We start from the raw sequence: 15,927 nt of genomic DNA on the forward strand, positions 1-15,927 counted from the left end.
TTGCTTCGCTGCGCTCGCAATGACAGTGTGGAGACGATCGCGCATCGCCGATACGAATAAGAGGAGAACACCCATGCCAGCCATTCTCGGCACCGGCGAGCACCGCTACCGCGTCGTTGAGAACTTCGCAAAGCTGCCGGACGGATGGCAGCTCACCGACGTCGCCTCGGTCGCAGTCGACAGCAAGGACCGCGTCTACGTCTTCAACCGCGGGGCCCATCCGATGGTGGTGCTGGACCGCGACGGCAATTTCTTGCGCAGTTGGGGCGAAGGCCTGTTCTCGCGCGCCCATGGCCTGCATATCGATGCCGACGACAATCTCTATTGCACCGATGACGGCGACCACACCGTGCGCAAGTGCACCACCGACGGCAAGGTGCTGCTGACGATCGGCATCCCCGAAAAACCGTCGCCGTTCATGAGCGGCGATCCGTTCCACCGCTGTACCCACACTGCACTGTCGCCGAAGGGCGAAATCTACGTCTCCGACGGCTATGGCAATGCGCGCGTGCACAAGTTCACGCCCGATGGCACACTGATGACAAGCTGGGGCGAGCCCGGCACCGATCCCGGCCAGTTCAACATCGTGCACAACATCGCCACCGACGCAGACGGCTTTGTCTATGTCGCCGACCGCGAGAACCACCGCGTGCAGGTGTTCGACGGCAACGGCAGGTACGAGACGCAGTGGAACAATCTGCACCGCCCCTGTGCGCTGTGCTGTTGCGGTGGGGCTAAGAGCCCGACCTTCGTCATCGGGGAACTCGGCCCTGGCCTGGCCGTCAACCGCAAGGTGCCCAATCTCGGCCCGCGGTTGTCGATCGTGGACGCCAAGGGTAACCGCATCGCGCGGCTCGGCGGCGAGTCAGGCCCGGGCGTTGCCAGCGGGAAATTCCTGGCACCGCACGGCATCGCGCTGGATTCGAAGGGTGACATCTATGTCGGCGAGGTCGGCGTCACCGACTGGAAGACCAGCTTTCCGGACGAGGAGATGCCGGCCGTGCTGCGCGCGACGCGGTGCTTGCAGAAGCTGGAGCGGGTGCGGGAGTAGCTGCCTCGGCACATCCCCGTCGCGCTGTCAGGACGGCGCGGCCTCCATAGCCTCGGACCTGGAAATCACGGTGTTTTGCGCGGTTTGCCACCCCCCGGCCGCATTGCTTGTGCCGGAATAAGTCGCTCAACGGGCTTCACAATCCCGTCACGCTGCATGTAGTATGTCAGTACGTGCTGCTTCGCAGCGTACATTGGAGGCCAGGAGCGTTACTTGAACGCACATGTCTCGCAAGGCCATTGGCCGGTGTTGGTGCTGAATGCGGACTTCCGGCCGCTGAGTTACTACCCACTGTCTTTGTGGTCGTGGCAGGACGCGATCAAGGCGGTATTCCTCGACCGCGTCAACATCGTCGCGCATTACGATCAGGCGGTCCATAGTCCCACGCTGCAAATGCAGCTGCCGAGCGTCGTCTCGCTCAAATCGTTCGTCAAGCCGACCACGCACCCTGCCTTCACCCGATTTAACGTCTTCCTGCGCGATCGTTTCGCCTGCCAATATTGCGGCTCGCCCGAAGACCTCACCTTCGACCACATCATCCCGCGCAGCAAAGGCGGCCAGACCACCTGGGAGAACGTGGTCGCGGCGTGCTCGCCCTGCAATCTGCGCAAAGGTAATCTGACGCCGGTGCAGGCCAAGATGTTTCCACGCCAGCACGCGTTCGCGCCGACGGTGCACCAGCTCCACCGCAACGGCCGGCTGTTCCCACCGAACTATCTGCACGACAGCTGGCTGGACTATCTCTACTGGGATACGGAGCTGGATCCGTAGCGTCGGCGTGCAGGCCCGCGGCAGTCCATCGTTGACTCGCGCCGCTCAACGCCGGGACAGATCAGCGAGCTTCGCTATCTGCGCGCCTGCTCCAAATCGATCTGGTAGACGGAAATCCGGTCGATCTCGAATGCGACGGTAGGCGGCGACTCCGCGTCGACAGGTCCGACCCCGAGAAAGAATTTCGATCCGATCGCGAGATTGACGATCATGTACATGGGATCGTCGAATCCGATCGGCACCTTGATGTCGGACACCGGCCTGCGGTCGATGAAATAGACCAGGCGATCCTCCTCCCACAGCACACCGTAAGTGTGGAATGCGCTCGAAGCGTCGCCGACCGCGAAGTCGAAGCCGCAGGACTGGATCTTCTGGGTCGAGGGAATCCGCCAATGCGTCGTCATCACGAGATCACCCGGCTTTTCGCCGCGGCCTTCCAGCACGTCGACCTCCGGCGGCCAGCCGCCGTCATCCGCCAGCATCCAGAACGCCGGCCACACCGCGTGTCCGACCGGCACCTTGGCGCGGATCTCGAAATAGCCGTGCTTCTGCGCGAACGTGCCCTGGGTCGTGAGGATCCCGGAGATGTACTCGTTGTTGAACAGCACCGGCTTTAACCCCGGCGGCGTACGGCTGGCGACGATCGACAGCACGCCGTCCTTGACCTTGAACGGATCGAGCCCGAGCGGCGCCAAGGCGCGCCCGGCGTAGCGCGGATCGACATAGATCTGTTGCTCGCCATTGGCGCTGGTCTTGCGCTTGAAGTCGGAGCCGTCGCCGCCCCAGTAGCGCGCCTCCGGCCAGGCCGCACCACCGGCGTAGTGCGACACCCAGCGTCCGTTCGCCAGCGGATGCTCGTCAAAATCCTCGTTGAAGGTCCGGCGCAGCGGCAAGAAGACCAGCGAGGCCGGATTGACCGTCTCCAGCCGGCGGCACTCGATGGTGGAGGGATCAGTCGTGACCTGCAGCGACATGCTCACCGGGGCAGCATCGAGATCGTCCTGCGCGATGCCCGGCGCAGGCACAATGCAGAGACCGATCGCAGCCAGAGCGCCCCTCGTCAAACGCTCCATCATCACCGCACTTCGAAGATGCCAGAGGAAAGGCTGAGGTTAGCTCGCTCATGTCGGGACGGGCAAGAGCAGGCCCGCGACCGCGCGCCAATTCGGGAGCGCCGCTTGCACACGCGATCCAGATTTTCGTGCACTTACAAAATGGGACGCCTAGGGCGCGGAAGGCGAGCGGCAGGCTCCTGCCGGGGACGGAACTCGGAGCGCCGGCATCCGTTCAGAGTTGAGGCCGGATGTCGCGCGGGCGCCAGTTGTCCGCGACAGACATATCCCGGTCCCGCCACAGCACGAGGGGAGAATAGTCATGGCCACAAGCGAGACGGATCACGTCTACAAGATCCTGGAACTGGTCGGATCGTCCGAGACCTCGATCGAGGATGCGATCAAGAACGCGGTCAGCCGTGCCGCCAAGACCGTTCGCGAGATGAAATGGTTCGAGGTGGTGCAAACGCGCGGCCATATCGAGAAGGGCGCCGTGCGCCACTACCAGGTGACGCTACGCGTCGGCTTCACGCTGGATGAGTGAGGCAGAAAGCCCGGGCGAAGCCGACACCTGAGGCCAGCCTGGTTAGCTCGACAATAGCCCGTCAGTTGTCGAGGACTGTTCCGACCGGAAGCGCACAATCCGCGCGGATGTTGCAACAGCCCGTTAAGGCCAAAGTGAGAGGTTTGCGCCGAAATGGAGCAAGCCTGATGACCACGGGCCGAGAACTCGGAAAGACGCGCCTTCCGCTCTGGGCGGCGGGTTTCGTCATCCTGACCTGCTTCGCCATCCTCGGCTTGAGCGGCTGGCGCGAATGGGAAACCCGCAACGCCGAACTCAGGAACGCCGAGATCGATGTCGCCAATCTGGCGCATTCGCTGATCCAGCACGCGGACGACACGTTCGAACTCGTTGATACGATCCTCGTAGGCCTGGTCCATCGGCTCGAACTCGACGGGACGGGTCCGGACACGATCACCAAGCTTCAGGCCTATCTGCCGACACGGAAATCATCGGACCGCATCCGCGGCATCTTCGTTTATGACGCGACCGGGCAGTGGCTGGCTACGACCGAGCACCTCGATTTCTCCAAGCTCAACAACAGCGACCGCGAATATTTCCAGCGTCATCGTGACTCGCCCGAGATGGGCACGTTGATCGGATCGCCCGTGAAGAGCCGAGCCGGGGGCCAATGGGTCGTCACCGCGTCCCGCCGGATCAACGATGCGGACGGCGGCTTCGCCGGCGTTGCCCTGCTCACGATCGACGTCAGCTATTTCGTTACGTTCTACGAGCGGTTTGACATCGGTACGAACGGCTCGGCATCGCTGCTCAACGATAGCGGCATCATGCTGGCGCGCAGCCGCGACGAGAGCGGCGCCTTTGTCGGACGCGACCTGTCCAATGCGCCCTTATTCAAGGGATGGGAAAGCCGTCCCGCCGCAGCAGTCTACTACTTCAAGTCGCCGCTCGATGGCGTCCAGCGGCTGAGCTATTACCAACGCAGCAGCCGCTATCCCCTGATGGTGTTGGCGAGCAAGTCGCGGGACGACGTGCTGGCGCCCTGGCGGCAAGCCGCGGCTGCGCGCAGCACCTTCGTCCTAGGCCTCGTGCTGCTGATCGCGGTGATTGGCTTCTACCTGGTCCGTCAACTCGTGCAGCGGCAGCGCATGGCCCAGGCCCTCGTCGTCAACGAAGCAAACTTCCGCCTGTTGGCCGAGCAATCCAGCGACATGGTGACCCGGATCGGGCTCGACAACCGGCTGCTCTACGTTTCCCCCTCCTGCGTACGCATCACGGGCTGGTCCTCTGACGAACTGCTGGCCACCTCGGCCCTGGCCGGCATTCACGCCGACGACATCGAGCGGGTTGAGCAGGCCATCGCCGCGCTTAAGAATGGCGAGGCCGAGGAGGCGCGGTTCGTCTATCGCCAGCGTCATCGCGACAAGGGCGAGATCTGGGCGGAGGCGGCGTTGCACGTGACCCTGGCATCGGACAGCGGCGAGATCGACGGCGTCGTCGCGGTGGTGCGCGACATGACCGAGCAGAAGGACCTTCAGGACAAGCTCGCCTCGCTTGCGACGACCGACGGCCTCACCGGGCTCGCCAATCGACGCGCATTCGACGAGCGCCTCGCTGATGAATGGGCGCGGGCCCGGCGCGACGGCTCGCAGCTCTCGCTCCTGTTGATCGATGTCGATCATTTCAAGAAATTCAACGACCAATATGGCCATCTGGCGGGTGACGGATGCCTGCGCGCGCTGGCCCGGATCCTATCAGCGCACACCAAGCGCCCGGCCGATCTCGCGGCGCGCTATGGTGGCGAAGAATTCGCCGTGCTGTTGCCGAACACCGGTCCCGAGGGCTGCGCCGAGGTCGGCGATGGGATTCGCCAGGCCCTGCAAGATCTCGCCATGCTGCATGCGCAAAGTCCCCCCTCCCGCCTGGTGACTGCAAGCATTGGCGGCGCGACGAGCCTTCCATCCCAAACCACGACGGACTGCAGCACGCTGGTCGCCGCCGCCGACCGCGCGCTGTACGCCGCCAAGGACAACGGCCGTGACCGGCTGGTGATGTCGGGACAGGTCGTCCCCTGGCCCGCCAGGAGCGCGTGACGGATCGACCGTTGCCCCGGATTTGTCGCCCGCGCTCCAGCGCGGTATGGCTTGGATCACGGCCGGATGGTCGGCCAATCCGAGAGTGCTGCTGTGACTGGTAAAATCAAACTCGTCCTCTTCGACATGGACAATGTCCTCTGCGACTACGACAGGGCAAAGCGTGTCGCATGGCTGGCGAAGCTTGCGGGGACCACGAGCGAATCCGTCCACAAGGCGATCTGGGACAGCGGCTTCGAGCTGCTCGGCGATTCCGGCACTCTCGACGCCGCGGACTATTTGCGGGGCTTCGGCGACCGCATCGGCTATCCGCTGTCACTGGACGAGTGGATCGAGGCGCGACGCCGTTCGATGCAGGCCGATCGTGCGATGCTGGAGATTGCCGGCAGCTTGCGGCAAACCATCGACATTGCCGTCCTGACCAACAACACCACGCTGGTCGCCGACCATATCGCTGCGCTGCTGCCGGAATTGCCGCCGCTGTTCGGCTCCCGAATCTATGCCTCGGCCCGGTTCAAGACGGCGAAGCCGGACCCGCGCTGCTTCCGCCTTTGTCTGTCGGAGCTCGACGTCAAACCGGAGAGCGTCCTGTTCGTCGACGATCTCATGCCCAATGTCGCCGGCGCGCGAGAGGCGGGTCTGTTCGCGCATCACCACACCTCGGTTGAGGCTTTCAGGCAGGCCCTTTCGGAGCACGGCCTGCTTCAAGCATGAATGCGTGCTCCGCATTTCTCGGCGTCAGGCGTCAGGCGAGATGGCACGCCACGAAGTGCCCGCCCGCTCCTTCCTTCAGCTCCGGTGCGCTTTCTGCGCAACGCGGCTGGGCGATGGGACAGCGGGTGTGAAAGTGGCAGCCCGACGGCGGCTTCATCGGGCTCGGAACGTCGCCCTTGAGGCGGATGCGCTCGCGCTTGAGCTTGGGATCGGGCACCGGCACCGCTGATAACAGCGCCCTCGTGTAGGGATGCTGCGGATTGCGGTAGAGGTCGCTGGCCTTGGCGAGCTCGACGATACGGCCAAGATACATCACCGCGACGCGGTCGGAGATGTGCTCGACCACCGACAAATCGTGCGCGACGAAGAGATAGGTGAGGTTCAGCTCGGCCTGGAGATCTTCCAGCAAGTTGATGACCTGCGCCTGGATCGAGACGTCGAGCGCAGACACCGGTTCGTCGCAGACGATCAGTTTCGGCTCGACTGCGAGCGCACGCGCGATCACGATGCGTTGGCGCTGACCGCCGGAGAATTCATGCGGATAGCGACGCATGTGCTCGGCCTTGAGCCCGACCTTCACCAGCAGGCTCGCGACGCGATCTTCACGCTCCTTGGCCGATGAGCCGAGCTTATGGATGACGAGGGCTTCGCCGAGGATGGCGCCGACCGTCATGCGCGGATTGAGAGAGGCGAACGGATCCTGGAACACAAGCTGCATGTTCCGCCGCATCGCGCGCAAATCGTTGCCGCCGAGCTGGCGGACATCCTGACCGTCGAAAACGACCTCGCCGTCGGTCGGCTCGATCAGGCGCAGCACGCAGCGTCCGGTCGTCGACTTGCCGCAGCCGGATTCGCCGACGAGGCCGAGCGTCTCGCCGCGGTTGACCGAGAACGAGACCCCATCGACGGCATAAACGCTGCCGACCTGACGCGACAGCAGGCCGCCGTGCACGGGGAAATATTTCTTCAGGCCGCTGACGCGGAGCAAGGGCTCGGTCATGCTGTGCCTCCCAACTGCGTATCTCCCAGATGGCAGGCCATGCGGTGGCCTGGCGCGATCTCGCGCAGCAGCGGCTCCCTCTCGGTGCAGACGCTCATGGCGTGGCGGCAGCGTGGAGCGAAGCGGCAGCCGACCGGCGGATTGATCAGGATCGGCACCGAGCCGCCGATCGCCTCCAGCCGCACCTTGTGCTCGCTGTCGAGATCGATGCGCGGGATCGAGCGGATCAGTCCCTGGGTATAGGGATGGCCGGGATTACCGAAGAGCTCGTCGACAGACGCCTCCTCCACGACCTTGCCGGCATACATCACGACGACGCGTTGCGCGGTCTCGGCGACGACGCCCATGGCATGGGTGATCAGCATCACCGCCATGCCGAAACGTTCCTTCATGTCCTGGAGCAGATCGAGGATCTGCGCCTGAATGGTGACGTCGAGGGCCGTGGTGGGCTCGTCGGCGATGATCAGCTTCGGCTTGCAGGCAAGCGCCATCGCGATCATCACGCGCTGGCGCATGCCGCCGGAGAACTGATGGGGATAGTTGTGCACGCGGCCTTCGGCATTGGGTATCTGCACCAGCTTGAGCATCTCGATGGTGCGCTCGAGCGCCTGTTTCCTGGTGACGTTCTCATGGCGGCGCAGGCTTTCGGCGATCTGCTCGCCGATGGTGAGCACCGGATTGAGCGAGGTCATCGGCTCCTGGAAGATGAAGCCGATCTCCTTGGCGCGGATCTCGTCGAGCTGACTGCTCGTCAGCGGCACGAGATCGCGGCCTTCGAAAATGATCTCGCCTGCCGCGATGCGACCCGGCGGCATCGCGATCAGCTTCAGGATCGACATCGCGGTGACGGTCTTGCCGCAGCCGGATTCGCCGACGACGCAGAGCGTCTCGCCGCGGTTAATGGAGATATCGACACCGTCGACGGCCTGGAGGATGCCGTCGTCGGTGGAGAAGTGGGTTTTCAGTCCCTTGATCTCGAGCAACGGCGCCATCAGATCACCCGCCGCGCATCGAGCGCGTCACGCAGGCCGTCGCCGATGAAGTTGATGGCGACCACCGCGATGAAGATCGCGCCGCCCGGAAACAGCGCCCAGTGCGGGCCGATGTCGAGAAAGTCTTTCGCGTCATAAAGCAGCCGGCCCCAGGTCGGCGTATCCGGAGGGAAGCCGAGGCCGAGGAAGGACAGTGTCGATTCCGCGATGATGGCTGCGGCCACGTCGATGGTTCCGGCGATGATCACCGGACCCAGCGCATTGGGCAGGATATGGCGCACCACCTGCCGCACCGGGCTTGCCCCGAGCGCGCGCGCGGCTTCGACGAATTCCTTCTCCCGGATCGACAGGAACTGGGCGCGGACGAGGCGCGCGACCGGCATCCAGCGCAAGCCACCGATCACGAGCACGATCAGGATGAAAATGCCGCCCTCGGGGCCGAAAGCGGCCTTCAGCCCATCGCGGAAGAGATAGATCAGCAGCAGCAGCAGGGGCAATTGCGGCAGCGACAAAAAGAGATCGGTGAGCCACATCAGCCCATGACCGAGCGCACCGCGCGACATGCCGGCGAGCGCGCCGATCAGCACCCCGACAAATACCGAGACCAGCATCGCCGCGAGGCCGACCGCAAGCGAGATGCGCCCGCCATAGATCATGCGGGCGAGGATGTCCTGCCCGAGATCGTCGGTGCCGAAGGGATGGGCCAGCGACGGCCCCTGCATGCCCGCCACGATGTCGATGTCGTCGATCTTGACCCGCCAGATAAAGGGGCCGACCACCACCGCCAGGATCAGAACGAGGAGCAGGAACGCGCTGACGACGGCAAGCTTGTGGCGGCTATAGCGCCGCCACGTCTCGCGCCAGGGCGAGTAGACGCGCCGCTCAGCGGAGGGAGATGCGAGGGTCAAGCCAGCCATAAAGAACGTCCGCGATGAGGTTGAACAGCACGACCAGGCACGCAAAGACGAAGGTGACGGCCATCACCACCGGCGTGTCGTTGGAAAGGATGGAGGAGATCAGCAGCGAGCCGATGCCGGGAATGCGGAAAATCTGCTCGGTGACGATGGCGCCGCCGAACACCGCCGGGATTTGCAACGCAATCAGCGTGACGACCGGGATCATCGCGTTGCGCATCACGTGCTTGATGATCACCCGCCGCTGGCCGATGCCCTTGGCGCGCGCGGTGGTGACGTAGTCCAGCCGGATCACGTCCAGCATCGCCGAGCGCACGAAACGCGTCATCGAGGCAGCCTGGAACAGGCCGAGCACCGCCACCGGCATGATCGCCTGACGGATCATCTCCAGCACCCAGTGAATACCCGTGCCCTTGATGTCGGTCGTGTAGACGAAAGGCAGCCAGTCCAGCGTGACCGAGAAGATCAGGATGAACAGGATGCCGGTGAAGAAGGTCGGCAGCGAGAAGCCGACAAAGGCGAGCGTGTTGGCGACCTGGTCGAACAGCGAATAAGGTTTCGTTGCGGCATAGACCCCGACCGGGATCGCGATCAGGAGCGCCAGGATCTGCGCCGAGCCGATCACATAGAGCGTCGTTGGCAGTCGCTGGAGAATGAGCGTGTCGACGTTCATCCGGCTGACGAAGGAGAAACCCCAGTCGCCGTGCAGCATGGCGTTGAGCCAGTGCAGGTAACGAAGGTAGATCGGATCGTCGAGGCCGAACTTCGCCCGAAGCGCGAGAGCGACTTCGGGCGGCACGTTCGGATTGGTCGCCAGCTCCGAGAAGGGATCGCCCGGGGCTAGTGCGAGCACGACGAACAGCACGAGCGAAATTCCGAGCAGGCTCGGAATCGCGATCAGGAGGCGACGCAGGACATACTGGCTCATGAAGAAGGACCGCTCTAGGCGTGCGTGATCATTCTTCGCGGTACCAGTCGAACAAATTGTCGGTCTCGTTGGCCCAGCCCGAAACCACCGGGCGCAGATTGTTGGCGGCCGCCTCGACCTTCAGGCGGTGCTGCACCGGGATGAAAACGATGTCCTGGTACATGAGATCATTGGCCTTGATGTAGAGCGCCGCGCGCTTGACCGGATCCATCTCGCCGTCGGCGGCCTGGATGGTCGCGTCGTACTCCTTGTTGACCCAGCGCGGAAAGTTGGTGCCCTGCCACTTGTTCTCCTTGGTGGCAACGAGGTTCGAAAGGTAGCGACGCATGTGCTGCGACGGATCGGGCTGACTCAGCGGGATCTGGAACATCTCCATGTCGGCGTAGAACTTGGAATAGGTATCGGGATTGCCGACGTCGGAGGAGAAGAACACGGAGGCGACGACCGATTTCAGCTCGACGTCGATGCCCGCCTTCTGGCAGGCCTGCTTGACGATCGCCTGCGTCTTCTGGCGCGGCCCGTTGATCGAGGTCTGATAGACGAGCTTGAGCTTCTTGCCGTCCTTTTCGCGGATGCCGTCGGCGCCCGGCTTCCAGCCGGCATCGTCGAGGATCTTCGAGGCCTTCTCGACGCTGAACTCCCACGAGGTGTTCTTGGACACGAATTTTTCGGGCCCATTGAGGAAGTTGGCGGTGGTGCGACCGGCGCGGCCGTAGATCGCCTTCTTGACCGACTCGCGATCGATCAGCAGCGAGAGCGCCTTGCGCACCGCTGGATCAGAAAACAGCGGGTGCTTGGTCTTCATCGAGGAGCGTTCGCCATCGACCTCGGTGTTGGGGTCGGTGAAGTTCAGCGCGATGAATTCGGTGTCGCCGCCGACGGCGTAGACGGTCTTTCCCTTGCCGCCCTTCTCCAGGCGCAGCAGCACGTCGTCCTCAACCTGAATGTTCCAGCCGAAATCATACTCGCCTGTCTGGATCACCGCGCGCGCGGCAGAGACGGCATCGCCGCCGCCCTTCATCTCGATCGAATCGAAATAGGGCCGGTTCGCCATGTGATAATCGGGATTGATCACGCCGCGGACAAGATCGCCCGGCTTGAATTCGACGAACTTGTAGGGGCCGGTGCCGACCGGCGAGAGGTTGGTCGGCGCCTCCCGCGACTTGGACCCCATATAGTCTTTGAACAGATGTTTTGGGATGATGGTATTGGGAGCCCCGACAAAAGCGTCGGCCCAGAACGGCGTCGGCTTGTTGAACAGGATGCGGACCGTGAGGTCGTCCACCTTCTCGACCGTGATGTCGCGGAGCGTCGCGATGGTCAGTGCGGAGGTCGCCGGATCCTTGGCATATTCCCAGTTGAAGACGACGTCGTCGGCTGTGAACGGCGTGCCGTCATGCCATTTGACGCCGGGTTTGAGCTTCCAGGTCACCGACTTGCCGTCAGCGGCGAGGCCGCCGTTCTGGATCGAGGGAATTTCGGCGGCCAGAACCAGCTTCATGTTGCCGTCGGGATCCCAACAGGCGAGCGGCTCGTAGAACAGGCGCGCGCCGTCCTGGTCCTTGGTGCCGGTGGCAAAATGCGGATTGAGCAGGGTGGGCCCCTGCCACCACAGCAGCTTGAGCGCACCACCGCCGCCGCGCTTGCTCGGCTTGTAGGTCGAGGCGCCCTCGGCCATCGCGACGCCACCAAGCGCGAGGATCTGGTTGGCCAAAGGCGCGGTGAGACCCACGGCAGCCAGGCGCTGAATGAAGCCGCGGCGATCCATCCGCCCGTCCTTCACGTCACCGATCATCGAACGCAGTTCTTTATCCAGCATGGTTGTCCCCGTCTGGTTCCCGTATGGATGCAGGCGGTCGCGCGAGGCGACCACCGGGATTGGCTGGCGGTAGATGGCACACCGAATGGGGTGCGCGTCAACTGCGACCGTGTGTATGCAAACGGTCTTCTGACTGTCTGTTGGGCAAAACCATATTCCGCAGCCCATCCGTTCGGCAATCCAGCATCAAAACACGCTGAATTCCGCGCTGCACTGCAGAAAATTTGGTCGCCGCATCAGACGAAGTATCGAGGCGAAATTCTACGCCACGGACATGTCGAGCGGCGGCGCGACGTGGTCTGGCAGCGGGCAGACGTAAGGCGTCTTGGCCGTCCGCTTCTCGAGGTCAGCCTTGGCAGCCTTGATCAGCTCCGGGTCCGTCAGCGCCTTGATGCCGATGCCGGCCATCGCCTTAGCGGCCTGCACCATGGCCTTGTGCGCATGCGCGCTCTTGCCCTGCGCGACCACCTGCCAGGTGTGGAAGGGCGTGCCGATTGCAACCGTGGGTGCGTGGACCTGCACGGTCGGCACGACCCAGCTCACGTCGCCGACGTCGGTCGAGCCGACCAGCGGATTGCGCTTGGCATCGAGTGGCACCAGGAAGTCAGCCAGCGGCCCGTCGGTCGGCTCCATGCCGATCGCGTAATAGACCGACTCGATGTCCTTGTCGCTCAGCGTCGCGCGGATCTCCGTGGCAAAGCCCTTGTCCGCGTCGTCGAAATGCGGCGGTCCGAGTTCTTCCATGACCCGGTGCAGCGCCTGCTCCAGCGGCGTGTTCGGCAGGATGTTGGAGACCGCGGAGATGATCTTCATCTCGACCTTGGTCTCGGTCATGAGCGCCGCGCCCTCCGCGATCTTGCTCACGCGTCCAACCAGCTCGTTCATGCCGGGCAGATCACGGGCACGGATCGAATAGCGCACGCGTGCATGCGCCTGCACCACGTTCGGGGCGATGCCGCCGGTGTCGAGCAGCGCGTAGTGCACGCGCGCGTCGCTCGGCATGTGCTCGCGCATATAGTTCACGCCGACATTCATCAGCTCCACAGCGTCGAGCGCGGAGCGGCCGAGATGCGGCGAGGCTGCCGCATGCGAGGTGCGGCCGGTGAAGATGAAATCGGCGCGGGTGTTGGCGAGTGACGGCGTCACCGCGACTTCCCAGAAGCTGTGCGGATGCCAGGTGATGGCGATGTCGGCGTCTTCAAATGCACCGGAGCGTACCATGAACGCTTTTGCCGCGCCGCCTTCCTCGGCGGGGCAGCCGTAATAGCGCACGCGGCCCGGCACCTTGTTCTCGGCGAGCCAGTCCTTCACCGCGGTCGCGGCGAGGAGAGCTGCGGAACCGAGCAGATTGTGGCCGCAGCCATGACCGTGGCCGCCGGTCTCGACCGGACGATGCTCCGCGACGCCCGCCTCCTGGCTCAGGCCCGGCAGCGCGTCATATTCCCCCATGAAGGCAATGACCGGTCCGCCCTCGCCCCATTCGCCCATCACCGCGGTCGGAATGCCCGCGAGCTGCTCGGTGATGCGAAAACCCTGATGACGCAACTCGGCGAGATGTTCTGCGGCGGACCGCGCCTCGGTGTAGCAGACCTCGGGCATGCCCCAGACCTTGTCGCTGAGGTCGATGAAACGTGCCTTGATCGTGTCGATGCCACGCCAGATGTCGCTGCGGTTGTCCATGCTTCGGTCCGTGATCCCTGGGTCAAACGAAGCGGCAATGGTTAGCAGCTTCATTGTACGGCGCCTAGCACCTCGCCGGACAGCAGCCATGCGGTCAATGCCGGAGAGCCGCCCGACCGACCCGTGCATGAACCGGTCCTGTGCCTTTCAAAGATTTCATACGGCGTTCTCTGGAATAGTTGGGAACGAGGCTTTCAAGACGGCCTCCTCCGGCCTAAATTATCGGTGCTTCGCGTGTCGTTCCGCTAGCCACGGCGGAGCGATGCTCTCAGCCAGGAGAACTCCATGCCCGCTCTGACCGAATGGAGAGTGCCGCCGGCCAATCAGCCGCGGGCGAGCGATTATGATTTCGATCTCGACCGCGCGCTCGCCTCCGTCGTCGGCCTGCATGCCATCATCCCGCCGGACGCCTTCAGTGCCGAGACGCTGGGGACCGAGCGCGCCGGCAACGGCGTCGTGATCGACCACGGGCTGGTGCTCACCATCGGTTACCTCATCACCGAAGCAGAGTCGGTGTGGCTGCATGTCGGAGACGGGCGCGTGGTGGAGGGACATGTGCTCGGCTTCGATGCCGTCACCGGCTTTGGCCTGGTGCAGGCGCTCGGCCGGCTCGAGGTCGACCCCTTGCCGCTCGGCATCTCGGCCGAGACCCGGCTCGGCGACCGCGTCGTGGTCGGCGGCGCCGGCGGACGCACGCGTTCGGTCGCGAGCCAGATCGTGGCCAAGCAGGAATTCGCGGGCTACTGGGAATATCTGCTGGACGAGGCCATCTTCACCCATCCCGCGCATCCGAACTGGGGCGGCACGGCGCTCCTCAACGAGCGCGGCGAGTTGATCGGCATCGGCTCGCTCCAGCTCGAACGCGAGCGCGACGGCAAGGCCGAGCACGTCAACATGATCGTGCCGATCGACCTGTTGAAACCGATCCTGGACGATCTGCGCAAGTTCGGTCGCGTCAACAAGCCGGCACGGCCGTGGCTCGGACTCTTTTCGACCGAGATCGACAACCGCGTGGTGGTGATCGGGATCTCCGCCAACGGTCCGGCCGCCCTTGCCGAGCTCAAGACCGGCGACGTCATCCTCGCGGTCGACGGCGAGAAAGTCACGAGCCAGACCGGCTTCTACAAGAAGCTGTGGAGCCTCGGCGCTGCCGGCGTCGACGTGCCGCTGACGGTACATCATGAAGGCGTCACCTTCGACGTCACGGTAACCTCGACCGATCGCTTCAAGCTCTTGAAGGCGCCGAAGCTGCACTGACAAGCCGAACTGAAGCAAGGAAACGACGATGAGCGAGGCCGTCGTTGACGATATCGTGGCCGTGCTGCCGCCGCTGCTCAATGCGCTGGAGGCGCTCGCCTTCTTTCAGCGCAACCTGCACCCGCCGGCCTTCGGCTCGGTGATGAACGCGATCGGCGCTCCCGACGAGGCGTTGCAAACGGTGCGCGCGGCAATCGGAGAATGGCCGGAACAGTTCACCGGACTGCGCGAGCGGCTCGATCGGGCCTGCGACGAGACGCTCGCCGCCTTTGCCGGCCTGCGCGAGGTCGAGCGTGGCAATGGCGATCTCGTCGCCGTCTTCCGCGCGCTGCGCCACGTCCCGCGCGCGCAGGAGGCACTCTATCCGCTGGCCGTGCAGTTTCCGCCCGTGAGCAGCTTCTTCCTCAACTCCGCCAATCGCGAGAATGCCGACCTGTTGTCGCGACTCGAAGCCGGCGCGGACGCGCACACCGGCATCATCCACGATGACAACGAGCCCGGCAGCCGCGGTGGCTTTTCGGTCTACGTGCCCGAATATTACACTCCCGATCGCGCCATGCCGCTGGTGATGGCGTTGCATGGCGGCAGCGGCAATGGCCGCGGCTTTCTGTGGAGCTGGCTGCGCGATGCCCGCAGTCTTGGTGCGATCCTGGTGGCGCCGACCGCGACCGGCCCGACCTGGGCCCTGATGGGCGACGATTCCGACACGCCCAACTTCATGCGCATTCTCGATACGGTGCGCAGCCGCTGGACCGTCGACGCCTCGCGCATGCTGCTGACAGGCATGAGCGACGGCGGCACCTTCTGCTACGTCACCGGGCTCGACGGCGCCTCGCCCTTCACGCATCTCGCGCCGGTGTCGGCCACCTTCCATCCGCTGATGGCGGAGATGGCTGACGCCACACGCCTGCAGCGCCTGCCGATCTTCATCGCACACGGCAAGCTCGACTGGATGTTTCCGGTACAGACCGCGCGGCAAACGCAGGCGGCCCTCGCCGCCGCCGGCGCGAATGTCACCTATCGCGAGATCGACGACCTCAGCCACACCTATCCTCGCGAGATCAACGCGGAGCTGGTGCAGTGGCTGAATGAAGCGTGAACGGATCGTCCTTACCTGCGCCGTACTGCCGCGG

Annotated in this window: 14 protein-coding genes; 7 read left to right on the forward strand and 7 right to left on the reverse strand. The window is 64.1% G+C overall.

Features of this window, described 5'->3' with window-relative positions:
• Positions 1-73 precede the first annotated feature (73 nt).
• Positions 74-1,051 (forward strand): peptidyl-alpha-hydroxyglycine alpha-amidating lyase family protein, encoded by a 978-nt coding sequence (locus FXB41_RS06075; RefSeq protein WP_219680518.1) that lies wholly within the window; start codon positions 74-76, stop codon positions 1,049-1,051.
• A gap of 213 nt (positions 1,052-1,264) precedes the next feature.
• Positions 1,265-1,822, forward strand: coding sequence for an HNH endonuclease (locus tag FXB41_RS06080; RefSeq protein ID WP_007597381.1), 558 nt, complete (start codon positions 1,265-1,267; stop codon positions 1,820-1,822).
• Positions 1,823-1,896: 74 nt separating this feature from the next.
• On the opposite strand, the gene FXB41_RS06085 is transcribed toward FXB41_RS06080, so the two are convergent.
• Positions 1,897-2,898: a glycoside hydrolase family 16 protein gene (locus tag FXB41_RS06085; RefSeq protein WP_219680521.1), complete on the reverse strand. Its 1,002-nt coding sequence runs from the start codon at positions 2,896-2,898 to the stop codon at positions 1,897-1,899.
• A gap of 298 nt (positions 2,899-3,196) precedes the next feature.
• Between FXB41_RS06085 and FXB41_RS06090 the strand changes: the two genes are divergently transcribed.
• The 3 genes from FXB41_RS06090 to FXB41_RS06100 all read left to right on the forward strand — a co-directional run bounded on the left by FXB41_RS06090 (position 3,197) and on the right by FXB41_RS06100 (position 6,204).
• On the forward strand, positions 3,197-3,418 hold the full coding sequence (locus tag FXB41_RS06090) for a dodecin (RefSeq protein ID WP_007597383.1): 222 nt from the start codon (positions 3,197-3,199) through the stop codon (positions 3,416-3,418).
• A 167-nt stretch (positions 3,419-3,585) separates the two neighbouring features.
• On the forward strand, positions 3,586-5,490 hold the full coding sequence (locus FXB41_RS06095; RefSeq protein ID WP_219680524.1) for a sensor domain-containing diguanylate cyclase: 1,905 nt from the start codon (positions 3,586-3,588) through the stop codon (positions 5,488-5,490).
• Between the two features lie 66 nt (positions 5,491-5,556).
• The gene (locus tag FXB41_RS06100; protein ID WP_007597385.1) at positions 5,557-6,204 is read left to right on the forward strand and encodes an HAD family hydrolase; all 648 of its coding nucleotides are present in this window, start codon (positions 5,557-5,559) and stop codon (positions 6,202-6,204) included.
• Between the two features lie 31 nt (positions 6,205-6,235).
• On the opposite strand, the gene FXB41_RS06105 is transcribed toward FXB41_RS06100, so the two are convergent.
• The 6 genes from FXB41_RS06105 to FXB41_RS06130 all read right to left on the reverse strand — a co-directional run bounded on the left by FXB41_RS06105 (position 6,236) and on the right by FXB41_RS06130 (position 13,537).
• The gene (locus tag FXB41_RS06105; protein WP_007597389.1) at positions 6,236-7,204 is read right to left on the reverse strand and encodes an ABC transporter ATP-binding protein; all 969 of its coding nucleotides are present in this window, start codon (positions 7,202-7,204) and stop codon (positions 6,236-6,238) included.
• A complete protein-coding gene (locus FXB41_RS06110) occupies positions 7,201-8,196 on the reverse strand; it encodes an ABC transporter ATP-binding protein (protein ID WP_007597391.1) in 996 nt (331 codons plus the stop codon). Before FXB41_RS06110 ends, FXB41_RS06105 begins: the two co-directional genes overlap by 4 nt.
• Positions 8,196-9,113 (reverse strand): ABC transporter permease, encoded by a 918-nt coding sequence (locus FXB41_RS06115; RefSeq protein WP_007597392.1) that lies wholly within the window; start codon positions 9,111-9,113, stop codon positions 8,196-8,198. Before FXB41_RS06115 ends, FXB41_RS06110 begins: the two co-directional genes overlap by 1 nt.
• The gene (locus FXB41_RS06120) at positions 9,079-10,038 is read right to left on the reverse strand and encodes an ABC transporter permease (protein ID WP_007597394.1); all 960 of its coding nucleotides are present in this window, start codon (positions 10,036-10,038) and stop codon (positions 9,079-9,081) included. Before FXB41_RS06120 ends, FXB41_RS06115 begins: the two co-directional genes overlap by 35 nt.
• Positions 10,039-10,066: 28 nt before the next feature.
• Positions 10,067-11,857: a peptide ABC transporter substrate-binding protein gene (locus FXB41_RS06125; protein ID WP_219680528.1), complete on the reverse strand. Its 1,791-nt coding sequence runs from the start codon at positions 11,855-11,857 to the stop codon at positions 10,067-10,069.
• A 261-nt stretch (positions 11,858-12,118) separates the two neighbouring features.
• Entirely contained in the window at positions 12,119-13,537 is a 1,419-nt protein-coding gene (locus FXB41_RS06130; RefSeq protein WP_219680531.1) for a M20 family metallopeptidase, read from the reverse strand.
• Between the two features lie 285 nt (positions 13,538-13,822).
• Between FXB41_RS06130 and FXB41_RS06135 the strand changes: the two genes are divergently transcribed.
• Positions 13,823-14,794, forward strand: a complete 972-nt coding sequence (locus FXB41_RS06135) for a S1C family serine protease (protein ID WP_219680533.1) — start codon at positions 13,823-13,825, stop codon at positions 14,792-14,794.
• Between the two features lie 28 nt (positions 14,795-14,822).
• Complete coding sequence (locus tag FXB41_RS06140; RefSeq protein WP_219680536.1) at positions 14,823-15,893, forward strand: alpha/beta hydrolase family protein; 1,071 nt, start codon at positions 14,823-14,825, stop codon at positions 15,891-15,893.
• Positions 15,894-15,927 lie beyond the last annotated feature (34 nt).

The organism is Bradyrhizobium canariense (assembly GCF_019402665.1).
Classification (GTDB): domain Bacteria; phylum Pseudomonadota; class Alphaproteobacteria; order Rhizobiales; family Xanthobacteraceae; genus Bradyrhizobium; species Bradyrhizobium canariense.

Excerpts from the sequence above, each read along its gene's own strand:
- FXB41_RS06100 (WP_007597385.1), top strand. The coding sequence starts at position 5,557 with ATGGTCGGCCAATCCGAGAGTGCTGCTGTGACTGGTAAAATCAAACTC.
- FXB41_RS06085 (WP_219680521.1), bottom strand. The coding sequence starts at position 2,898 with ATGATGGAGCGTTTGACGAGGGGCGCTCTGGCTGCGATCGGTCTCTGC.
- FXB41_RS06125 (WP_219680528.1), bottom strand. The coding sequence starts at position 11,857 with ATGCTGGATAAAGAACTGCGTTCGATGATCGGTGACGTGAAGGACGGG.
- FXB41_RS06095 (WP_219680524.1), top strand. The coding sequence starts at position 3,586 with ATGACCACGGGCCGAGAACTCGGAAAGACGCGCCTTCCGCTCTGGGCG.
- FXB41_RS06115 (WP_007597392.1), bottom strand. The coding sequence starts at position 9,113 with ATGGCTGGCTTGACCCTCGCATCTCCCTCCGCTGAGCGGCGCGTCTAC.
- FXB41_RS06105 (WP_007597389.1), bottom strand. The coding sequence starts at position 7,204 with ATGACCGAGCCCTTGCTCCGCGTCAGCGGCCTGAAGAAATATTTCCCC.
- FXB41_RS06120 (WP_007597394.1), bottom strand. The coding sequence starts at position 10,038 with ATGAGCCAGTATGTCCTGCGTCGCCTCCTGATCGCGATTCCGAGCCTG.
- FXB41_RS06110 (WP_007597391.1), bottom strand. The coding sequence starts at position 8,196 with ATGGCGCCGTTGCTCGAGATCAAGGGACTGAAAACCCACTTCTCCACC.
- FXB41_RS06135 (WP_219680533.1), top strand. The coding sequence starts at position 13,823 with ATGCCCGCTCTGACCGAATGGAGAGTGCCGCCGGCCAATCAGCCGCGG.
- FXB41_RS06075 (WP_219680518.1), top strand. The coding sequence starts at position 74 with ATGCCAGCCATTCTCGGCACCGGCGAGCACCGCTACCGCGTCGTTGAG.
- FXB41_RS06090 (WP_007597383.1), top strand. The coding sequence starts at position 3,197 with ATGGCCACAAGCGAGACGGATCACGTCTACAAGATCCTGGAACTGGTC.
- FXB41_RS06130 (WP_219680531.1), bottom strand. The coding sequence starts at position 13,537 with ATGGACAACCGCAGCGACATCTGGCGTGGCATCGACACGATCAAGGCA.
- FXB41_RS06140 (WP_219680536.1), top strand. The coding sequence starts at position 14,823 with ATGAGCGAGGCCGTCGTTGACGATATCGTGGCCGTGCTGCCGCCGCTG.